The organism is Marinifilum flexuosum, assembly GCF_003610555.1.
GTDB lineage: Bacteria > Bacteroidota > Bacteroidia > Bacteroidales > Marinifilaceae > Marinifilum > Marinifilum flexuosum.
On record NZ_RAPQ01000010.1, the window covers coordinates 236,370 to 259,114 of the forward strand.

Genomic DNA, 22,745 nt, shown 5'->3' on the forward strand with positions numbered 1-22,745 from the left:
TAAAAATCCCTAAGTTTGCAGAAAATTTTTAATCACCTATGAAGAAGTTCTTCCTTTCAACCACTGTATTAGCCATTTTCGCCTGTCTGTTGTGGGCCACACCATTTACAGCCATTAAAATCGGATTAAAATACACCACTCCCTTGCAATTTGCAGGCCTGAGATTCTTTATCTCCGGCTTATTCATTTTGCCTTTTATAAAAGATTTAAAATTCAAGATTCTTGAATCGAAACGTCGATGGAAATTTGTACTGTGGGTAGCCCTTTTGCAAACCACTTTCCTTTACGGATTGTTTTACATGGGAATAAGCTATGTGCCCGGTGCGCTTGGCGCGATGTTGATTGGGGCACAACCGCTGTTTGCTGCCATCATGGCTCACCTACTGCTTAGCAACGATAAGATGAGCTGGCAAAAAGTTTTGGCCATTATCATTGGGATGACGGGGGTTTGCATCATTAGTCTGGGCCGATCGGATTTTGTTTTTTCCACCACCATACCACTTGGCGTGGGGATTTTGATTCTGAATAACATTGTGGGTAGCACCGGAAATGTTATCGTTTCGCGCGATGCCAAGGACATGCCACCACGTGTGCTGGCTTCCTTCTCCATGATTATTGGTGGTCTGGCTTTAATGCTGGTTTCCATCCCCATAGAAAATCCATCGTGGAATTTTAATTTGCCTGGCGAATATTGGATTTCACTTGGCTGGCTGGCCATGGTATCGGCCTTTGCCATTACCATTTGGTTCGGACTGCTTCAACGTCCAAACGTAAAAGTATCGAACCTAAACACCTGGAAATTTATCATCCCCATTTTTGGTGCTTTCCTAAGCTGGATGATTCTTCCCGACGAACATCCCGACACCATTTCTCTGATCGGGATGATGGTAATTGCCTGTAGTTTGCTTTTTGTGAATTATTTGAATCGAAAATCGGTTTGAGGAAATTGTAATTAATTGTCTTCACCCCTCTCCCTATCGGGATCTCCCCTAAAAAGGGGAGAACTTTGATTGATTGCTTGGCTATTTGGTTCCCCTCTTGAGAGGGGATAAAGGGGAGTGTTTTGAACAAAGGAAAACATGCTTAGCATTTCGTCCTCGATCTGAATCTATATAATGGAAAGCTAGTGCCATTGTAAGGAAAAATTCACACGACCTGTCTATCAAATTAATACTTTAGAAAGTGTATTTATTCTTTTGACAGGTTTACCAAATCCAGTTTTTTCACAAGCTTTCCTATGGTTAAACCTTGTATGATAATAGAAAACAGTGCTACCGAATACATTAAAAACACGAACAAATCGCCAAAATGATCGGTAGGTATGGACAAGGCCAGAGCAATTCCCAGAGCACCTCTTAGTCCTCCCCAGGTGAGTATCAAAATCGTTTTTCTATTTACCTTTCTGTTTGAATGTTTTATCAACTGGAAGGGTACTAAAACAGCAATGTATCTTGCCACCAACACAATTACAATCGTAATGATTGCCAAAGGAATATTTACTGCTTCCGGCTTTATGAGAGTAACAAAGAAGCCCAACAATACAAACAGAACCCCATTCAAAATCTCATCTAAAACATCCCAAAAGGTTACCAATTGATTCAAATTCTCCTTGGAGTACTCATTGCTATGAATCTTTTTACCAAGATATAATCCGCCGGCAACCATAGCCAATGCTGGTGATACATGAATATTTTCGGCCAGTGCATATCCTCCGGAAGCCATTGAGATGGTCAACATCAAATGGGTTTTTGCATTATTTTCTGTTCGCTTCAAAATTTCAAATCCTACAAATGCAATGAGCAGACCAAAACCTATTCCTCCGACTGCTTCACGCAGAAATAAAAGCACTACCTCATCGATACCAACATTCTGATACCCTCGGTTAATAACCTGTAGTATGACTACAAAAAGCACCATGCCTACCCCATCATTAAAAAGAGATTCTCCCTCAATATTCATTTGCAAATCCTTTCGAACACTGTAATTTTTAAGAATACTTAGAACTGCTATGGGGTCGGTTGGAGAAATTAAGGCGCCGAATAAAAGTGAATAGATGAATGGAATATTTATGGACAGCATTTGTGCTGCAAAGTAAGTTAAGGTCCCCACCAGAAAGGTAGATATGATGGTTCCGAAGATGGCAAACACAAATACGGCTTTACGCTGCCTTTGTAACTCTTGAATATTGATGTGCATTGCCCCTGCAAACAGCAGAAAACTCAGAATGATCTCCAGCAAAAACTCCCGAAAATGAATATCCCTCTCAAATGTTGGAATATATTGATATAAACCAGGAGCAAATTCTTTAACAAATAAAATAATGACTGACATCATCAGGGCAAGAATCATCATCCCTATTGTTGAACTAAGCTTTAAATATTTGGTATTAATCAGACTAAAAATAGCTGAGAAAACCAAAACCACGATAAACGAATCAAACATCTTGTTTAATTTAATTAGAAATTAGAATTCTTTTAACTACACGAGAATTAATCCTATTATCAATAGCGCAAGCACTTTAACATCACACAAATACTTGCATCAAGAATACAAAAATATCATACCACACATGCACCAAATCTTTTCTTTCAGAATCCGGGAGATACCAAAAGAAAATTGCATTAAGCTCAATGCTGCTACCATTAGTATTAGCTCATCGACCTTTTGTGTACATAATAGGAGTTGTTCCTTAAAATGAAACGATCATATTCAATCTTCAAATTAAAAAACAGTTCATTCTGGTTTAAGGAAAATCAAGAAGGAAGTTGTAGCGTTAGGGCGCCTTTTGTCTTAAGAGTGAAGCATGACATCAGCTTAAGGATTTCTCAATTTTGTCATGATTCATTCAGTAAATTAAATTACTTGAATCTCGATTTCTAATTGGGTGGCGAAATTATAAAAAACATATCTATGAACAAAAGATATATCCAAAAATGATTTTCCCAAACGCAACAGCTCTAAGTTAAATCAATGGTTTGGCTTTTTAATTCCCCTTTTGAAAGGAGATAAAGGGAGTGTTTGGAATAAATAAAAAGACGTAGCAGTGCTACGTCTCTAAAATATCAATCATAAACGCTTTCGCGTTTTCTTAACTCGTAATTGATTCTATTTTCTTTTTTTCTCTCTGCGAACCAGTTTAATGCTCTCAAAGTAGTTCATCATCCTGCGTAATACATCAGCCCAAAGCGTAAAGAACAGCAGTACTGTGCCCAACCAAACTACTGCAAGATTGAACCAATAGGTATCGATATAAAAGTTTCCAATTCGCTTTACTGCGGAATAGAAATGTGAACGACCAAATCTAGAAGTAGGCGACATAAATACAGGATCTTTCTTTTGAATCAGCTCATAATTCACCTCAATCATCTTGTTCACTTCGTTCCTGTTTAAAACTAAATCGGCTAAAGCCTGGTTGTAATAGTTTTGTTTGAACTCATACACTCCATCGCGTCCCAAAGAATCTACCAATCGTGAATACTCATAATCTTTCTTGTACCCCGATTCACTACTCATTCCCATATAATAGAGCTCAACCTGATCTAAAAAGCTCTTGGTTTGCTCAACTACATTCAAATTAAAATCTTTAAGATTTAACTGGCTTACTTCAGGAAAAACTGCCAATCCTGAGTTATCAGCCAATTGCTTAATTTCATCGCGCAGCATTTTAAAATGAGCTTGTGTTTCTGTTGTATCCTTTTCAAACTCCACACTTCGCTCACAATCCAAAAGAATCGATTCCAGTTTAGGAATTAGGAATGAACTATTAAACGAAGCATCGCTAATGCCTTTTTCATGATCGAAAAAATGCTTTTCGAATTCGTTATCCTTAAACTGAGTAACCGCAAGTGCCTCGTAAGTCCAACGCGTAGTCATCATATCGCCCACAATTGGCACATATACTTTATCGGTAACACCATAATGAAGATCATCAAACTTAATCATTGCTCCACCAAGCAAAAGCTGTGGAACCAATATCAACGGAATCAAAATGTAAATGGTAATTACTGAATTTAATCCTGCAGAGATATTTAACCCCACCAAATTCGAGAAACAGGCCGTGGTAAACAAAACCAGCCAATAGGCAAAAGTCATCCCTTCAATTTCCAATATGAAATTTCCCAACAGTACAAAAGAAATGGACTGAATGGCCGATAATACAAACAAAAACATGATTTTGGATGTGAGATAACTAATTCGGCACAAATTCAGGAACTTTTCGCGCTGCAATATTTTCTTATCCCTAATAATTTCTTCGGCACTTACCGTGAGCCCTAAAAACATGGAAACCACAACGGCCATAAATAAGAAAACAGGAAAATTTTTGTTCTCGCCAAACACATAAGCCCCATTTGTGGTGTATTTGGTAAAGTAACCCAGAATAACAGCAAGTAATGGTGCCTCAAACAAGTTAATAATTAGGTATTGCTTATTGGTAAGCTTCGACAAAACATTTCTGATCCAGAAAATGGAAAATTGTTTCACCTTTCCTGGTATCTTAAAATCACTTTGCGGCAACTTCTTCTCTGCCCTTAATGGCAAATGATTTGTCTCTATATTGTCCTGATATTTTTCGTACCATTTCTCAGGCGAAATCCTTCTATCACGTGTTGGTTTCCCTTGATCATCTATCAACTTGGTCTCTACAATTTGTAAAATCTGATCAGGATTTACATTCCCACAAGTTACACACTCACTTTCCGAAGCATTTACCTGCGAATTCTGTGTCTTAAAATAAACGATGGCATCAATAGGATTACCCGTATAAATTGGGTAACCACCTTTATCAAGAATCCATAGTTTATCGAACATTTTAAAGATATCCGAGGATGGTTGGTGAATATTGGCAATTACCAATTTCCCCTTTAAAGTCTGCTGCTTTAGCAGTTTCATTACCATTTCCGAATCGGTAGACGAAAGCCCTGATGTAGGCTCATCAACCAAAAGGATAGCAGGTTCACGCATCAACTCCAAACCAATATTCAGGCGTTTACGCTGCCCTCCACTAATAAACTTGTTTAGCGGGTTTCCAACTTTCAAATCTCTGGCTTCATACAAAGCCAAATCCTGAAGCATTTTTAAAACTGTTTTCAGGATTTGAATCTCAGTAAAATCTTTAAAACAAAGCTTGGCATTATAGTATAAATTCTGAAAAACAGTAAGCTCTTCAATCAACAAGTCATCTTGAGGCACAAAACCAATTAAACCTTGAATGGCAAGCTTATTTCGGTGAATATCAAAATCGTTAATTCTAATTTCACCATTATTAAGAGTAAGATTACCGTTCAAAACATTCAGCAAAGTTGATTTTCCAACTCCACTACCCCCCATTATTCCAATTAACTGACCACTTTCTTCGGACAAATTAAATTTCTGGATTCCGTTGTTCGAATTTCTAAATTTGAACTCAATGTCCTTGGCAGAAAAAATGATTTTCTCTTGCGATTCTTCCTTTAAAAACTTCGCTGCAATATCTGAGTAGTATATTGATTGAATATTTGGTCCTTTTATAATTGAACCATTCCCCAATTGATAGGTTTTTTCGGAAATAATCTTGTTCCCTTCAAGGTAAAGGTTTAGCTCTCCCTCATATTTAAATACCAACAAGTTCACACTTTCGATATACATTACGATAATTCGTCCATACAAATTTTCGCAGTACATGTGCTTGGTTTCATTCTCACTTTTCTTGGCTTCCTTTTTCATGAACCAAGACAAATTATCCGACCATTCGGTAACTTTATTATCGATAATCAGAAACTTGCTTTTGTCGAAATCATCAACCGTATCGCCCCAAACAAATGCAAGACAATTGATGAATTCTGATCGTGGAATTTTGAAATTCTCAGCCACAATACTAATGAACTCAAACTCTCCTTCGCTTACCATTTTATCTTCGTAAACGAATTCCATCAAGCGAAGTAAGACAATTAACCTTTCGTCCTGTACCAATTCCGCTTTTACCTTACTGCAAACTTTAGAAGCCTCGGTTAATGATAGAATATCCGCCTGACGAGCATGAGTTATTGCTTGATACTCCATTTCACGGCGATAAAATTCCGAATAGTTCTCAAACAATCGCAAGTATTCATCCTGAATATCAGAATTCACATAACGACTTAAAAAGCTTTCTACAATAATTCTTCCTTTACCAGAAACACCTTCTTGTTTTGTGTTAGCAACAATTGCAAACAGGTGCATTAGAGCATTTAGTATCGATTCCCCCATGTACAAATATGAATTATGGTTTTTTGGCAGATCTGCACTGTTTCTAAAATTACAATTTATTTCTTTACAAAAGATTGCAATTTCAGCTTAATTGACACAAAAAAACTGCCTCCCAAATTGGAAGGCAGTTTTAATATCTTTAATGGAATATGATTACTCCACAATACTGTTTCTTAATTTTGCAACGCTAGCAATAATTTCATTCAATTGTGCTTCAGTCATTTTTCCTTCTACAACTTTGTCGTAGCTAGCTTTTAATCCTGTAAATTCAGCAATTAAAGCTGCAACATTAGGATCTTTCTTTTCTGGTTCAAGAACCTGCAATAATTTCTCTAAAGAAGCTTTCTGATCGAAAATTACTTTTACAATTTCAGGGTTTGCATAAGTATTCTCTGAAATATGAGTTGCAATGTACAATCCTTCGATAAAGCTACCACTTACAACCAATAGAGATAGGTTCGCTTTTCCATTCTTATTCAAAAACTCATAAGTATCATAGAAAGAGTTAGTAATTACTTTAACCAACTGATCTTTATCATCAAGGTTTTTTTCTACATCATCAACCAAAGTTTTGTTGTATGCACTAGTAATTTCAAGGTTATCGATTAATGTTTTAGATGCTTTAAGGAACAACATTGTTTCCTGCTTGCGATTGTAAGTACTTGCATAACTTAAATCAGCACCGTAAACACCAAGGTTAAGAGCTCTTGCTTTTTCTGTAAAATATTTATCAGCGTTGTCTGTAGAATTTGATAAACCTAGAATATAGTCAGCTCCAATACGATTCAACATAGAAGTCAGTTCGAAAGTAGTTGGTAAGGGATAAACAACATCTTTAACTTCACTTTCAATAGCTTTCTTCAATAATGGTTTTACTGTTTGTTCTCCACTTTTCTTTTTATCAACTGGCTTACAAGCTACAACACTTAAAGCCAAAGCAAAAAGAATAAAGGTATAACGAGAAATAGCACGTCTGTTCATAGTCTTTTAAATTTAATATTGATCGGATTCAATTTATCAAAGCCTAAATTTAACAAATAGCAGCTAATTCCTAGCATAATTGAGCATTATATTTGACTTCTTTTTTAGTTCATACACCTAAAAAATGCGTTCTCCCCTGATTCAATCTCTTTTTCACCACAAAAAAAAGAGCCGATGCTGAAAATCGACTCTTTTACTTACTCAAACAGACTTGATTATAAAAAATTACACGGGATGAATCCTTTGGAAGAATCCCTGCTTGTAATTATTTCCTATTGGTATGGTACCTTTATCCATATGTACCATATTTCCCTCTATCGATTTTATTTTTGCCAAAGCCACAATATATGACTTGTGAATGCGATAAAACTTTGCAGATGGCAACAATCTTTCAATTCCTTTCAAAGATTGATAAGTAACAACATGTCCTTCATTGGTAAAGATCTTAACGTAATCCCCCAAAGCTTCAACATATTGAATAGAATCCAGGTTGATATTGATTGTTTTTTTATTTGCTTTTACAAAAATATACTCCAATTCATCCTTGGTGGTTTCCTGAGGTTCGGCAAGGGCTTTCACCTTTTCTTCGGCCTTCTGTACTGCTTGTAAAAAACGCTCAAACGAGAATGGTTTTTTCAAATAATCCAACACATTCAACTCATAGCTTTCCAATGCATATTCTGTATATGCCGTGGTAATAATAACCATTGGTGGATTTTTATAGGACTTTAAAAAGTTTATTCCACTCAATCTTGGCATATTAATATCTAAAAAAATCAGATCCACCGGTTCTTGCTGAAGAACCTCCATAGCTTCAATGGCATCGCTACACTTGCCTTTTAACTCCAGACTCGAGAGTTCTGAAACATACTTTTCCAGTACTCTTTGTGCCAATGGCTCATCATCTATAATTAAACACTTCAACTTCATGCGTTTTGTTTTTTTGTCAGAGTTTTAAATGTTACTCTAAGCATTTTGCTCCGATAAATCAATTTGTAAGTTCACTTTGAACAGATCATCTTGTTTTGAAATGTTCAAATCATGTTTATCTGGATACAATAATTCTAATCTACGAGTAACATTCTTGATTCCAATCCCTTTTGCTTTTCGCTCCTCATCTTGCCATTTGTCATCAAATCGATTTTCAATTGACAATTCCATTCTATCCTTTTCTTCAAAGTTAAATAGAATATTCACAAATCCATTATTATTCTTGCCATATGATCCATGCTTGAATGCATTTTCAATTAATGGCTCGAACAATAAAGGCGCAATTTTATTTTGAGAGGCACTTCCTTTTACATTTATACTTACAGGAATGGTATCATCTAATCTGATTTTTTGCAGATCAAGGTAATTTTTAATAAAGTCCAACTCTTTATCTACAAATACATATCTATCATTACATTCATATAAAATATACCTCATCATATCAGACAATTTCAATACCAAATTTGGTGCTTTATCAGATTTATCTAAAGTAAGTGAGTAAAGGTTATTAAGGGTATTAAATAGAAAATGAGGATTTATCTGAGCTTTCAGAGCTTTTAATTCTGCTTCCAACTTCTCTCTCTCAATATCCTGAAAATTAGCAGTAACTTTTTGCAAAATAATTAACTCACGTGTCATTGATAAAACTGAAGTAATCCCAACATAAATTAAGGTGAAAATTGCAAAGTTTACCCAAACCACAAAGGTTAACTCCTCAAAATACTGTTCCCCTTGAACAAAGCTATTCAAAGGATATACCAACAAAAAATCTATTACAAAAGCTGCAATAGATATCATTGCAAATACCGAAACAACGTAAAGAAAAAAGCGCTGTCTTTTAAATAAAAATGGTATTAAAATCAAAAGATTAACATATACAGCTGCCGCAAAACAAAGATTAAAAACCAATGTCATCAACACAGGTTCTATCTTTAGTATATTTTTAAAATTGCTGGCAACAAACATGGTTAGCAACCAAAATACTGTCGCAACCACCCAAAAAAGTATATGATAAATTATCCTACTACGGGATATGGTTCTTATGTTGTTCATTTAATGTGTTTGTGTCGATTTTCAAAATTTAAATTAGAAAAGTTCGTCACTACATTAAAATATATTCGTTATCGACTGCAAAATCCATGACAAAAAGCCCTAATTTTCCGATATCTTTAGATTAATTGATCGTATCTATTTTGAATAGGATGGAATCGGTTGTATTTTTATAAAAAAGAAAGACTTACAAATATGTTTACAAAAGATATCTTGTTTTGGAATGTTGACACACAAATCGACTTTATGAGTAAGAACGGAAAACTTTATGCTCAAAACGCTGAAGAAATTCAACCTACTCTTGCTGCAATTACAAAATTGGCAGAATTTAACAACATTCAGGTAATTAACACAGCAGATTATCATTACAGCAATTCTGCCGAACTATCTTCAAACCCTGATTTTGTAAATACTTTTCCGGAACATTGTATGGCAAATTCTTTAGGAGCTGAATATATATCAGAAACCAAGCCAAAAGAAAATTGCCCGGAAATTCTTTGGAATAAAATCTATAATGAAACGGAATTAAGCGAAGCTGCTAAACACAGAAATATCATTATCAGAAAAGATGCTTTTGATGTATTTGAAGGAAACCCAAACACATACGGTTTGCTAAAACAAATCAATCCAACCACTGTTTTTGTATATGGCGTTACCACAAATGTGTGCGTTGATTGCGCAGCTGTTGGCCTTGCAGAAAGAGGACTTAAAGTTTATGTAATTGAGGATGCCATTAAAGAACTTCCGAACATCCCACTTCCTTTTGAAAAATGGGATGAACTTGGCATTACACGCATTTCATACGATAAAGTTGTTGAATATCTGGCTTAGCTTAAGCATTAAACAACTCTTTTACCTTGGCAATTTTTTCATCAAGTGGCATGTAACCATCCAACCAATGAATATTGCTGCCACTTCGTTCCATTTTTCGGAACCAAGTCATCTGTCGCTTGGCAAATTGGTGAATTGCTATCTCTAATCCCGAGAACATTTCATCGTATGTAATTTGTCCTGTTACATACTGGGTAAGAAACTTATACTCCAAGCCATAGTAAATTAAATCTTCTGCAGATACACCAGATTTTAACAAACCTTCAACCTCTTCCACCATTCCTGACTTTAGGCGCTCTTTTAATCTTAGGCTAATTCTATCGCGTCTGCTTTCTCTATCGAATTTTATTCCAACCAACAATGGTTTCATTTCTGGATATTCCATGTCAATTTGAGGGTTTGCAGCATAGTATCTTTCAATTTCAATGGCTCTGATTGCTCTTTTCTTTGTTTCTAAATCGCTGTTATTGTGTAAATCTTTATATGATCGAAGTATTACCTCAAGCTCTTCAAGCGATTTACTTTCCAACTCATCTCTAAAAAATTGATCTTTAGGAACTGCTATTAATTTATAACCTTTCAGAACTGCTTCAAGATACATTCCCGTACCTCCACATACAACTGGCAGTCTTTTCCTGGATGAAATATCCTCGAATGCTTTAACGAAATCTTGTTGAAATTCAAACACATTGTATTTGTATCCTGCATCGGCGACATCAATTAAATGGTATGGTATTTCAACTCCATCCACAACATACTCCTCAATATCCTTTCCTGTACCCAAATCCATACCACGATAAATCTGACGAGAATCAGCACTAATAATTTCACCATTGAAATCTTTAGCCAAATTAACCGCCAAACTTGTCTTGCCCGTTGCAGTTGCACCTAAAACTACCAATAAATTGTAACGCATCTTCATTAAATTTTAATCGAAATAACAATCCGATTTTTCATATGTTTAAATTTTCTTTTAGTTATCACATGAAACTCACCGTGAATTAAATAATTATTTAATAATGGACGTTTCATTCTCAGGATAATGCCTATCTTAAATAGGTCGAAAATTTAGAATTCGGCAACAAAATTACTTTAAGTTTTTTGATTTCACTAACCAGACAATCAATATGACAATTCTTGCAACCTACAAACACACTTTTCGATTGTTAATTTCTCCCGAAAAGGAATGGATTTCAATTCTAGATCATGTAAATATCAAAAGCTCGAAACTTCTGTTTATACTGATTATTCCTTTAGCATTAATCATGTCTGCATGTAACTTTTTAGGCTTTGTTATTTTCGAAAAAGATTCAACAGATCATATTGATATGTTTTTGTTTTCTTCCATAACTACATTTGTTCTATCAATTGCATCTATCTACATCTCTTCCATAGTAGTTAGACCTTTTGCTGTTCTTCCTACAAAAAAGGAAAGGTTCGAAAGAGCATATATTTTGGTTGCATTTTCCTATACTCCAGGCTTCATTTTTAATTCTATTGCATTCCTGTTCCCTATCATTAACTACCTCACTATTTTCGGATTATACAGCTTCTATATTTTATACAAAGGAATTACCCCAATTTTAAATGTTCCCGACAGAAGAAGATCTGGTTATTTTACATTTATTCTAATCGGTCTACTTTCCATTTATGCAGTGTTGGGTGCGCTATTTATAGGTACAGCTAACTTTTTAGGCTTTTAAATCGTAGTATAAATCAATTCTAAAAAATCATAATTTCTTCACTTTTTTAAAAACTTGTTTAATTTTGACAGTATCAAACAAGACGATTCAAAAATGGAATACAATTCAAAAGGTGTTTTAAATTCGCTCTTTCGAACACGTAACCTACTACTTACACCCAAAAGAGAATGGGAAAGAATTGCTCCGGAAAACTCAACAACTAAAGAGTTATTTCGAAACTTCTCCTTTCCTGTGATTGCTCTATGCGCAATTATTGCCGCAGGAGGCTCCTATATTCATACAAAGGATGTTTTAATTGCTGGCTCAAAATTATTTGTTGATTTTTTAGCACTTAATTTAGGATTATACTGTGCAGCTAAACTGATTATTTTACTTGCACCAAATTTCCAGCTCCAAATCGATGAAGTTGTGATTTTTAAGCTCGTAATTTACAGTGCTTCAACATTCTGTATTTTTCACGGATTAGCACAGCTATTTACCCCATTTTCATTCTTAAACCAGATATGTCTACTGTTGGAACTATACTTCATTAGAATATTGTGGCTGGGAATAAGTTCAATTTTACCAATAGCCAGCAATAAGCGCCCAGGCTTTACTGTTATGGCAAGTCTATTGATTCTTGTTCTTCCTTTAATATTTGAAAGGATGTTTTCAATTCTCTTCAGGCTTCCATTAACAATTTAAATACTAAATTTGCATGGAATTTAAGATATAAGGATGCAGAATATTAACATCAGAAATAAAAGAGCCAGTTTCGAATACGAATTCATTGAGAAATTTGTAGCCGGAATTCAACTTTTTGGAACCGAAATCAAATCAATTCGTGCTGGAAAAGCCAGTTTGGTTGATTCATACTGCTATTTTACTCGCAACGAATTGTATGTTGTAGGAATGCACATTTCGGAGTACAAATTTGGCTCCTACTACAATCACGAAGAAAAACGAGAAAGAAAACTCCTTCTCAACCGAAAAGAATTAAATAAGCTGGACAGAAAAACAAAAGAGTCGGGCCTTACCATAGTTCCAGTTCGCCTTTTTATTAACGAAAGAGGTTTTGCAAAGATGGAAATTGCACTTTGCAGAGGTAAGAAACACTACGACAAACGCGAAAGCTTAAAACAAAAAGATCACAAACGTGAGATAGATCGCATGATGAAGAGATAGTTAGCTATTTTTTTGATTTTTTCTCAAAAAAATCTCACTCATACCTTACAAACGAAAGATATTTTCTTCTATATTTGCAGCCCGTTTCTCAAGATTCGGGCTTTTCTATTTACCTTAGCTTATTAACACGAAATTAACAAGTTATCAACATTGTTGGCAATTTGTTAATAAACTTCACACACCCTAATTCTACTAACGTACAGTTGTTAATAACTAAAAAATCCTGTCTCTGCCGAATGGGATATTAACAGCAAAAACAGGACTGATATAAACAGGTAAAAAAGTTATCAACAACCTAATAGTCGAATGTACTTCCTCCTAAAAACTCTCTCATCAAAGATGTTGGTGGAATCTCTTCCTCTGAAATTGGTAAAAAGTAACTAAAAAACTTCAGAAGTCGGTTTGCTTCGGAATATTCGGGTTGATTTGGCTGCACTTCTTTTAGAATTGGCTCAGCAAACCTCTTTAACACACCTAACTCGTACGACAATGCCGAATTGAACATTACATCTGCTTCTTCCTGAAAAGGAAATATATTTCGCATTTCGCCTCTTCTTACACTTGGCCATCTGCTAATGGTATCCGATGCACTATAATTTCGATACTTGTAATCACGAACAATTCTTCTTATTAGTCGATTATCGGTAGAAGGAATCCTGTTATGACCATCAATGGAAATTGAGGTAAGAGCAGAAATGTATATTCTATACTTTGCCTCATCAGCAATCAGTGGAGTAAGTCCTGGATTCAGTGCATGAATCCCTTCAACCACCAGTACTTGCTTATCGTTGATTTTTAATTTCTCTCCATCGTAGTATCTCTGACCGGTTTCAAAGGAGAATTTTGGCAGTTCAATTTCTTTTCCTTCCATTAAATCCACCAAATTTTGATTAAACAAATCAACATCCAATGCTTCAAGAACCTCAAAATCATAATCACCATTCTCGTCTTTTGGCGTAAGTTCTCTGTTCACAAAATAATTGTCCATAGAAAGATTTACAGGACTTAAGCCTGCAACCTTAAGCTGTATTGCCAATCGTTTCCCAAATGTTGTTTTCCCCGATGATGATGGGCCAGATATTAAAATTAGCTTAACTCTTTTTCTATGTTTTCTAATTTTATCAGCAATCTGAGAAATCTTCTTTTCATGTAAAGCCTCCGAAATTTTAATCATCTCAGAAATATTATCCTCAGCTACGTATCGATTCAAATCGCCAATATTCGAAATATTCAATACTTTTCCCCATCGCTTGTACTCGCTAAACACTTTTAGCATTTTCTCTTGCTCAATTCGTTCCTCAACAACAGTTGGCTCTTCTCTTTTAGGACTCATTAAAAGCATTCCACGATAAAAATGTTGCAAATCGAAAACTTTTAACACACCCGTTGAAGGGACAAGAAATCCATAGAAATAATCAGCACAATTACTTAAATGATATACCGAAGTATACAAATTTCCTCTTGTTCGAAACAATCCGGTTTTCTCTTTCAAACCTTGATTTTCAAAAATTTCAATCGCTTTCTCCGTTTCTATTTCCTCTCGTACAAAAGGCATATCAGCAGCAATAATCTCTTTCATTCTGCTCTTTATTTTATCAATATCTGCAGGGGTTAATACGATATTTTTATCTGTCAATCTACAATACAAACCATTCGAAATAGAATGCTCCAACCTAAAACCTGTTCCCGGGTACAGATCCCTTACCGCTTTGTACAAAACAAAACACAAAGAGCGTATGTACATTCTTCTTCCTGCAGGATGTGCAAGATCAATAAAGCGAATATTTTTAGGTTTGTATATTTCGTAGGTAAGTTCTTTCACCTTATTATTTACCATTGCACCCAATACCGGACCATTCAATTTTATATCAATATCTGATAAAATGGTTTGCAGGTCGGTTCCAACGGCATAAGATCTTTTTTCATCAAGATCTTCGAAGTAGATATCTATTAATTTCCCCATGAGCTGTAGATTTAATGGCTATCCTATACATTAAGGACAGTTGTATAAAGATAATAATTATGCTATATCAGTCTTCTTCGAAAATCTTAAATTTTCTTAATCATGAAAAATTAGGGTAAAAAAAATCCCCTTGCGGGGATTTGATATATTTTATTGTAGCTCTTCTTTTAGAAATCTAGCCGTAAATGATTCCTTACATTCTGCCAATTCTTCCGGCGTTCCTTCGAACAGTATCTCACCTCCATTTCGACCACCTTCTTTTCCGATATCAATAACATGATCGGCAACTTTGATCACATCCATATTGTGCTCAATTACAATCACGGTATTGCCTTTATCAACCAATCTATTTAAAACGTCCAACAACACCCTAATATCCTCAAAGTGCAGACCCGTTGTTGGCTCATCCAGAATATACATGGTCTTTCCGGTATCTCTTTTGGCCAATTCCGTTGCCAGTTTTACTCGTTGTGATTCACCACCCGACAAAGTTGTTGATGGCTGCCCAAGGGTTACGTATCCTAAGCCGACATCCTGCAAAACTTTCAATTTTATTAGAATTGCAGGTATATTTTCAAAGAAATCTACAGCCTGGTTAATGGTCATATCAAGCACATCGCCAATTGATTTTCCCTTGTAACGCACCTCAAGAGTTTCTCGATTGTATCGCTTTCCATTACACTCATCGCAATGCACATAAACATCTGGCAAGAAATTCATTTCAATAGAACGAACTCCAGCTCCCTGGCAGGTTTCACATCTTCCTCCTTTTACATTGAAAGAAAATCTACCCGCTTTGTAACCTCTAATTTGCGATTCAGGCAATTTCTCATACAACTTTCTAATATCACCAAAAACGTTGGTATAGGTAGCGGGATTCGAACGAGGAGTTTTACCCAATGGAGCTTGGTTTACTTCCACTACCTTATCGATATTCTTAATTCCATCCAAATCTTCGTAAGGAAGAGGATCTTTAACTGATCGGTAAAAATGTTGCGACAAAATAGGCTGCAAAGTACCATTAATCAAACTCGACTTTCCACTTCCCGAAACTCCAGTTACACAAATGAACTTTCCAAGCGGAAAACTAACATCAACATTCTTTAGGTTATTACCGGTACAACCTCTTAAATCGACACTCTTCCCTTTTCCTTTTCTTCGCTCTGTTGGCACTTCAATTTTTCGATCGCCATTCAGGTATTGAGCTGTTAAACTATCTCCCTTTTCAATATCATCAGGATTACCTGCAACAACAATTTCACCTCCATGCTTTCCTGCAAAAGGTCCCATGTCCACTACATAATCGGCAGATTTTATCATGTCCTTATCGTGCTCAACAACAATTACCGAATTTCCAGAATCTCTTAATTGCTGTAAAGATTGAATCAATCTTTCATTATCACGCTGATGCAGGCCAATACTTGGTTCATCCAAAATGTACAACACATTAACCAGTTGCGAACCAATTTGCGTTGCCAAACGAATCCGTTGCGATTCTCCACCTGAAAGAGTTACTGAACTCCTATTTAATGAAAGGTATTCAAGTCCTACATCCAAAAGAAATCCCAAACGAGATCTGATTTCCTTTAAAACTTCAATGGCAATTTTTTTCTGTTTATCGCTTAAGTGCTGCTCCAAATCCTGAAACCACTCACCCAATAAACCAAGATCCATTTCGGCTAGTTCAGCAATATTTTTATCATGAATTCTAAAGTGCAATGCTTCTTTCTTCAATCGCTTTCCATCACAAGCAGAACAAGCATCTGTTTTCACAAACTGTTCAGCCCATTTCTTGGCTTTCTTTGAAGTTCCATTGCTTTCCTGGTTTGTGATATACTTTATCACACCATCAAAACTCAAAAAGTAATTTGACGATGTGCCCAATGGCGTATTTTCAAGTTTGAATGTTTCGCTTGAACCATCCAGAATTACACTTAGAGCTTCCTCAGGAATTTCTTCAATTGGGGTATTCATATCAAAACCATACTTTCGCCCAATGGCCTCCATCTGCCAAAAAATCAAACTATTCTTGTATTTACCCAAAGGCACAATTCCACCTTCACGAATGCTTAAGGCCTGATCTGGAATAATTTTCTCTAAATCAATTGCATTTACACGGCCAAGCCCTTTACATTTTGGGCAAGCTCCATGAGGAGAGTTAAAAGAAAAACTATGTGGTGCTGGAGTATTGTATGATATCCCGGTAGATGGACACATTAACAGACGACTGTAATATTTTACCTCATCGGTATCCTTATCCAGAATCATGGTAATCCCTTTACCATGTTTCATAGCTGTTTGCACAGATTCTTTTAGGCGCTTATCTCCAACTTCTTCAACAACCAGTTTATCAACTAGTATTTCTATATCGTGATTTTTATAACGATCGACCTTAAAACCATGCAACAATTCAACAATTTCTCCATCTACCCTGGCATACAAGAATCCTTTTCTGCGAATTTGCTCGAACAGTTCCTTATAGTGTCCTTTACGTCCTTTCACAACAGGTGCTAGTATATAAATTCTCTTCTCGCTAAATTTTTCGTGAATCAAGCTAATAATCTGCTCATCAGTATACTTCACCATTTTCTCACCCGTCTCATACGAATAAGCAACACCGGCTCTTGCATACAACAATCGAAGAAAGTCATACAGCTCAGTTATGGTTCCTACCGTAGAGCGTGGGTTTTTGTTGGTGGTTTTCTGCTCAATAGAAATTACCGGACTTAAGCCTGTAATCTTATCCACATCGGGACGTTCCATCCCGCCAAGAAATTGTCTGGCATAAGCAGAAAATGTTTCGATATACCTACGCTGACCTTCAGCATAAATTGTATCGAATGCCAATGATGATTTTCCACTACCACTTAATCCGGTAATCACCGAAAGTTGGTTACGAGGAATACTTACATCTATGTTTTTAAGGTTATGAACGCGTGCCCCAAACACATCAACACTACCAGTTTCGAGCTGTTCTACACCGTTTACTTCTTTATTACTTTTGGAACTCAAATCTAAATCTCCTTTTGCAAATCCAACAATCTATTTCTCTGACACTGAACCATCAGGGTTTTTATAATCAGAAAATGCAAAATTAATATATCCTTTGGCAGGAAGCGTAATTTCGTACTCTTTTTTGTATTTATTTGTAAGGTATGCTCTTCGCAACCATGGATTAAAGTACTTTAAAACCTTATAATTTACCCCATTTTCCTTAGCAAACACAGCAAAATCCTTTATCGGAGTTTTAATTTTTACTTTTCGGGTTGGAATTTCTGGATACAAATCCGACTCGCGGTATTTAAAACCATATGCCGAAGGATTCTCCATAATCATTTTAATTGCCAAAATCCTGAATACATATCGTCCTGTTTCTTCTCCCAAAAGCAAATCGTAGTAATCACCTGCATCCTGCAACTTTAATTGCTTATCAACAAATCTTCTTCCTGCATTATACGAAGCAGCCACCAAAGTCCAGCTTCCGTATTTTTTATATGAATCCTTAAGGTATTTACAAGCCGCAATAGTTGCTTTTTCAATATTGTATCGTTCATCAACTTCTGATGATACTTCCAAACCATAGTCTTTAGCCGTTCCACTCATAAACTGCCAAACCCCAACAGCTCCAGCTGGTGATTTAATAGTAGGCACAAACCCACTTTCGATTAAAGCCAAATATTTGAAATCCCCAGGAACACCCTGTTCTTTTAAAATGGGTTCAATAATTGGAAAATAACGATTAGCTCGCTTTAAGAACAATAATGTTTGAGATTGCCAATAGGTATTTACCAATAGTTCCCTATCAAGCGATTCCTTTACATCCCATCTGTTCATTGGAACAATTTCATCGCCAAAAGTTAATTTATCGGGTGTTTTTAATGCATATACATTATAGCGACTCATGTATTCACTATTTTCAGGATCTTTATCTCGGTCGGTTATGGTTGAATAGTTAAATAACTGGGCAGTAAGGTAAACTGCGCCCGAAACAGCAATTAAAGCTAAAATATTTTTTAAAGGTCGATATATATTCACGGTTGTTGATTTTTAAGAATGTCAAATGTAAAATATTCTACTCGATTAAGAGAAGAAATGTTTTCTTTTAACAAATCTTTACACCAATAAATTTGAACTGTTCGTCAAGTTCGGATTTAATTTTTTCTAAACATTTCAAAATTTGCTCTTTACTTACTCATCAGAAGGTTGTAACTTGAAACAACAAAATGAAAGATGTTTCGTTGATTAAATAATGTCGGGTTATTTATTCAACATCAACCCAACATCAACATTTTATGACCTAACCAGTCTCCTAATTTTAATCATATGAAAAACCGCATGCTGTCTATATTGCTATTCGGAGTATACCTTTTGTATGCATGTGACAGTGAGACTACTGAAATTTTCCCCACGCAAATCATTCAAAATTCTCGAGTATCAGATTCTATTTTTGAAATTTTATTAGATGATGCAAAGCTGATTTGCATGGACTTTTATACCAATCAAGAAATGGAAGAGTTATCGGAAATAGAATTAAAAGAATACCATTTTGCGCCAATTTTAGCGGCACTTCAAATCGTTTACCTTGATTCAATTTTAACAGCATCTTCGGATCTAAGAAAATACGATGTACACGCCTTATGTCCTGAACAACTTCACAAAACAAGTATCACAATAGACACCACTAATAAGAATTTTAATTCCTGGAAGACTTATGGTTTCACCAATAATTTAAAGTTGGATTTGCTAATTGATGAATATGATTTACAATTGGATTCTATCAGTGAAGAACAATATTTAGTTCATACTGAGATAGGAATCAATCAGGAATCCTTAGCCAGAATATTGGTAAAATTTCCATTTATTAAGAAAGGAAAAGCTGCAAATTGCATTGGTGATGGCTCTCATATCGAGATTGTTTTTTTTAATCCCGATTTCATTCAGCTGATATATAGCTACGGCTGGGGCAACTGTCCATCGGGTTGTATCAACCGTCACTACTGGGAACTTGGAATTTATGGATCAGGCGTTATTGAATTGCTTTCTGAATCTGGCAAAGAACTTCCATAAAGTAAATCTGCTTGAAATAAAAATTATTTCAATTCCCTTCTTCTATAAAATCATTCATTCTTCCTACTTACACATTCCTTTTAACTACTTTCGGTTAAAAGAAGCTATTAATTTTCTTAAGCTAAGCTTCTCCATGAGACCTTCCTGATTCATGGGTAAACAAAAAGAGTTGCAATACTTAATTTACTACAATTAAACATTACAACTCTTCTATATCATTCAGTTCTTATAAGTGGAGTATTTTTACTCGAAATCAGATCACTAGCTTATTCGACATTTACAATCTCTCGAAATAAGTTTTGAATTTTTCGTGTGGAACAGAAACACAAATTCTTGCAAACCGAGATGCATATTCTTTCTTATCCCTTGTAAAGTAACTTAATGATACACTCCCTATTCTAGCCTCAAGAAGTTCCTCTTCCGATTTGTTAACAATCACGAATATTCCAATAGGTTCAGAATCCTTATAAAACTCTTTTGTCAACAAGCCTTTGCTTTCCAAAAATTCTATATTCTTCTTTATTCCTTCGCAAGTGCGCTCTTTAAAACTTTTCATTACAGCTTGTCCATTCTCGGAGCTTAACAATTTGGCAACCATCAATTGAGAAAAAGCATTTATTCCATTTGTAGCATACATCAAACGAATTCCCAATTCATTCACAAACTCTTTGTTTGTACTATGCACAAAACCCAATCGTTGCCCACTTAAGCCTACCGATTTGCTAAAACTTTCAACAATGATTACATTTTCCAATTGACTTAAGTTCTGGAAAAACAAGTCTTCTTTCCCACAAAAAATTCTTCTGTACGGACAATCTATAATCACAATTGCGCCATGATCGCTTAATGCTTTGGCGGTCATAAAAATATTTTCGTCAGCTTGCTTGTTTCCAATGGGATTATTTGGGTCGCAAATGATTACTGCACTGTTCTTATAATAATCTAAATTTTCATTTACACTATTAAAATCGACATAAGTTTCAGACTCCATACCACGCACAGTCATTACCTGAACGTATGAACCCCAATAGTAATCAGGCAAACACACTTTGTCCACATTTATGGTTTGGAATACCAAATCGAGTGCCGACATTCCACCTCCGGTTATGGCAATGTTATCAACCGAAGATTGATTGCCAAAATAATGCTGATTAATGGCTTTTCTCAACTCAGACCTCCCCTGCGATGGAGGGTAAACCTGCATTTCGTTCGAATTAAAATCCAATTCATCAATCACGGAGTTTAAATCGATGTTACAAACCGAATTTACTCCCCGGTTTAATAGCAAAAATTCATTCCCCGTTTCTTGACTCATTTTTCTGATTCGTTCGCCAATTCCAACAATCGCCGAATATTTAGCTCCACTCTTTCTGATCTTCATGTCTTAAAAGTTTTCTACGAATTAAATCAACCCAAACATTATTCGCAAATTTTAAAAGCTGCTTTAAAGACTCTATAAAATTTTATACTTTAACTCTTCCTAAAAATCAATAATAATGAAATACAATTTTGATAAAATTATAGATCGCAAAAATACCAACTCGGTAAAATACGATAAGCTTGAACAATATTTTGGAAAAGATGATTTGCTTCCTTTTTGGGTAGCAGATACCGATTTTAATGTTCCGGACTGCATCTCAGATTCCATAATAAAAAGAGCTGAACATGCAATTTACGGATATTCATTTCGAGGTAAAGATTGTATTTTAAGTGTACAAAACTGGCTTAAAAACCGTCACAGTTGGGAAGTAAAAGAAGAATGGATTTCTTCCAGTCCTGGAGTAGTTACTGCTCTATCCTTGTTGTTAATGAGTCTTACCGAAAAGGGAGATAAAATTGCTGTTCAACCACCGGTATATCATCCATTTTTTCATGTGATAAATGATACCGAACGCAGTTTGGTTCACAATCCGTTGATTAGAACAGAAGATTCTTACCAAATGGATTTTGAACATTTAGAACAACTTGCCAAAGATGGTTTAAAAGCCATAATCATTAGCAATCCTCATAATCCGGTAGGAAGAGTATGGACAAAAAATGAGCTCCTTCGACTAGGAGAAATAGCAAAAAAATATGATTTCCTTATTATCTCCGATGAAATTCATCAGGACTTAATTTACAAGAATCACAAACACATAGCTCTAGCTTCTTTATCGCAGGATTTGGCCCAAAGAACAATTACCTGCATTGCTCCTTCGAAAACTTTTAATGTAGCTGGTTTAGCAAGTTCGATTATTATTATTCCTAACCAGAAATTGAAAAAAACATACGAAAAACTACTATGTGCCATGCATTTGGATTCTGGCAATTTGTTTGGTCATATTGCCATGCAAGCAGGATATGAACATGGAGCAGATTGGTTAGATCAACTTATGGAGTATTTACAATCTAATGTAGATTACGTTCGAGAATTTCTTGAAGAAAATATTCCAGAAATTAAATTGGTTACCCCTGAAGCAACTTATTTGTTATGGTTAGATTGTAGAGATCTGAATATTAGTTCAGAAAAATTAAATCAGATTCTGATTAATGAAGCTGGTTTAGCTTTAAATAAGGGGACTACTTTTGGTAAAGAAGGAAATGGCTATATGAGATTAAATATAGGCTGTCCAAAATCTATGTTAACAAAAGGCTTAAGCATTTTACAACAAACCGTAAATCAATTAAAAAAACTTTAATTAGCAGGGTTACCTTTTCTGTTTTTGAGGAATAAATATATAAACGATTAAACAGGATCGAAAATCACCCTAATGATTATCAATTGAAGTTGA

At 35.3% G+C, this 22,745-nt stretch carries 17 protein-coding genes; 7 read left to right on the forward strand and 10 right to left on the reverse strand.

The features are described 5' to 3' along the window. Positions 1 to 38: 38 nt before the first annotated feature. Entirely contained in the window at positions 39 to 941 is a 903-nt protein-coding gene (locus BXY64_RS14255; protein WP_120240674.1) for a DMT family transporter, read from the forward strand. A 247-nt stretch (positions 942 to 1,188) separates the two neighbouring features. Here the strand turns inward: BXY64_RS14255 and BXY64_RS14260 are convergent, their stop codons facing one another. The 5 genes from BXY64_RS14260 to BXY64_RS14280 all read right to left on the reverse strand — a co-directional run bounded on the left by BXY64_RS14260 (position 1,189) and on the right by BXY64_RS14280 (position 9,249). Continuing rightward, positions 1,189 to 2,442: a cation:proton antiporter gene (locus tag BXY64_RS14260; RefSeq protein WP_120240675.1), complete on the reverse strand. Its 1,254-nt coding sequence runs from the start codon at positions 2,440 to 2,442 to the stop codon at positions 1,189 to 1,191. Positions 2,443 to 3,105: 663 nt separating this feature from the next. Next, entirely contained in the window at positions 3,106 to 6,225 is a 3,120-nt protein-coding gene (locus BXY64_RS14265) for an ATP-binding cassette domain-containing protein (RefSeq protein WP_120240676.1), read from the reverse strand. A gap of 153 nt (positions 6,226 to 6,378) precedes the next feature. Continuing rightward, a complete protein-coding gene (locus BXY64_RS14270; RefSeq protein ID WP_120240677.1) occupies positions 6,379 to 7,206 on the reverse strand; it encodes a hypothetical protein in 828 nt (275 codons plus the stop codon). A gap of 225 nt (positions 7,207 to 7,431) precedes the next feature. Beyond that, positions 7,432 to 8,136: a LytR/AlgR family response regulator transcription factor gene (locus tag BXY64_RS14275; protein WP_211334507.1), complete on the reverse strand. Its 705-nt coding sequence runs from the start codon at positions 8,134 to 8,136 to the stop codon at positions 7,432 to 7,434. A 36-nt stretch (positions 8,137 to 8,172) separates the two neighbouring features. Further along, positions 8,173 to 9,249, reverse strand: a complete 1,077-nt coding sequence (locus BXY64_RS14280) for a sensor histidine kinase (RefSeq protein ID WP_120240678.1) — start codon at positions 9,247 to 9,249, stop codon at positions 8,173 to 8,175. 243 nt (positions 9,250 to 9,492) lie between these two features. Between BXY64_RS14280 and BXY64_RS14285 the strand changes: the two genes are divergently transcribed. Then, entirely contained in the window at positions 9,493 to 10,077 is a 585-nt protein-coding gene (locus BXY64_RS14285) for a cysteine hydrolase family protein (protein WP_170150671.1), read from the forward strand. 1 nt (position 10,078) lies between these two features. Here BXY64_RS14285 and miaA read toward each other — a convergent pair whose 3' ends face one another. Continuing rightward, the gene (gene miaA, locus BXY64_RS14290) at positions 10,079 to 10,993 is read right to left on the reverse strand and encodes a tRNA (adenosine(37)-N6)-dimethylallyltransferase MiaA (RefSeq protein WP_120241027.1); all 915 of its coding nucleotides are present in this window, start codon (positions 10,991 to 10,993) and stop codon (positions 10,079 to 10,081) included. Between the two features lie 211 nt (positions 10,994 to 11,204). Here miaA and BXY64_RS14295 point away from each other — a divergent pair, with 211 nt between their 5' ends. The 3 genes from BXY64_RS14295 to smpB all read left to right on the forward strand — a co-directional run bounded on the left by BXY64_RS14295 (position 11,205) and on the right by smpB (position 12,944). Further along, on the forward strand, positions 11,205 to 11,780 hold the full coding sequence (locus BXY64_RS14295; protein ID WP_120240680.1) for a Yip1 family protein: 576 nt from the start codon (positions 11,205 to 11,207) through the stop codon (positions 11,778 to 11,780). A gap of 93 nt (positions 11,781 to 11,873) precedes the next feature. Continuing rightward, on the forward strand, positions 11,874 to 12,464 hold the full coding sequence (locus tag BXY64_RS14300) for a hypothetical protein (protein ID WP_120240681.1): 591 nt from the start codon (positions 11,874 to 11,876) through the stop codon (positions 12,462 to 12,464). 33 nt (positions 12,465 to 12,497) lie between these two features. After that, positions 12,498 to 12,944, forward strand: a complete 447-nt coding sequence (smpB, locus tag BXY64_RS14305; RefSeq protein WP_110363129.1) for an SsrA-binding protein — start codon at positions 12,498 to 12,500, stop codon at positions 12,942 to 12,944. A 295-nt stretch (positions 12,945 to 13,239) separates the two neighbouring features. Here the strand turns inward: smpB and BXY64_RS14310 are convergent, their stop codons facing one another. From BXY64_RS14310 to BXY64_RS14320, 3 genes are all read right to left on the reverse strand, one after another. Further along, positions 13,240 to 14,907, reverse strand: coding sequence for a nucleoside kinase (locus tag BXY64_RS14310; protein WP_120240682.1), 1,668 nt, complete (start codon positions 14,905 to 14,907; stop codon positions 13,240 to 13,242). 150 nt (positions 14,908 to 15,057) lie between these two features. Continuing rightward, on the reverse strand, positions 15,058 to 17,919 hold the full coding sequence (uvrA, locus tag BXY64_RS14315; protein ID WP_120240683.1) for an excinuclease ABC subunit UvrA: 2,862 nt from the start codon (positions 17,917 to 17,919) through the stop codon (positions 15,058 to 15,060). Between the two features lie 30 nt (positions 17,920 to 17,949). Beyond that, positions 17,950 to 18,942 carry a lytic transglycosylase domain-containing protein gene (locus BXY64_RS14320; RefSeq protein WP_245996670.1) on the reverse strand — a complete coding sequence of 331 codons (993 nt, stop codon included), beginning with the start codon at positions 18,940 to 18,942 and terminating at the stop codon, positions 17,950 to 17,952. Positions 18,943 to 19,230: 288 nt separating this feature from the next. Here BXY64_RS14320 and BXY64_RS14325 point away from each other — a divergent pair, with 288 nt between their 5' ends. Then, positions 19,231 to 19,974 (forward strand): hypothetical protein, encoded by a 744-nt coding sequence (locus BXY64_RS14325; protein WP_120240684.1) that lies wholly within the window; start codon positions 19,231 to 19,233, stop codon positions 19,972 to 19,974. Between the two features lie 277 nt (positions 19,975 to 20,251). Here the strand turns inward: BXY64_RS14325 and BXY64_RS14330 are convergent, their stop codons facing one another. After that, the gene (locus BXY64_RS14330) at positions 20,252 to 21,355 is read right to left on the reverse strand and encodes a pyridoxal phosphate-dependent aminotransferase (protein WP_120240685.1); all 1,104 of its coding nucleotides are present in this window, start codon (positions 21,353 to 21,355) and stop codon (positions 20,252 to 20,254) included. Between the two features lie 115 nt (positions 21,356 to 21,470). Here BXY64_RS14330 and BXY64_RS14335 point away from each other — a divergent pair, with 115 nt between their 5' ends. Continuing rightward, complete coding sequence (locus tag BXY64_RS14335) at positions 21,471 to 22,652, forward strand: MalY/PatB family protein (protein WP_120240686.1); 1,182 nt, start codon at positions 21,471 to 21,473, stop codon at positions 22,650 to 22,652. Positions 22,653 to 22,745: the final 93 nt, after the last annotated feature.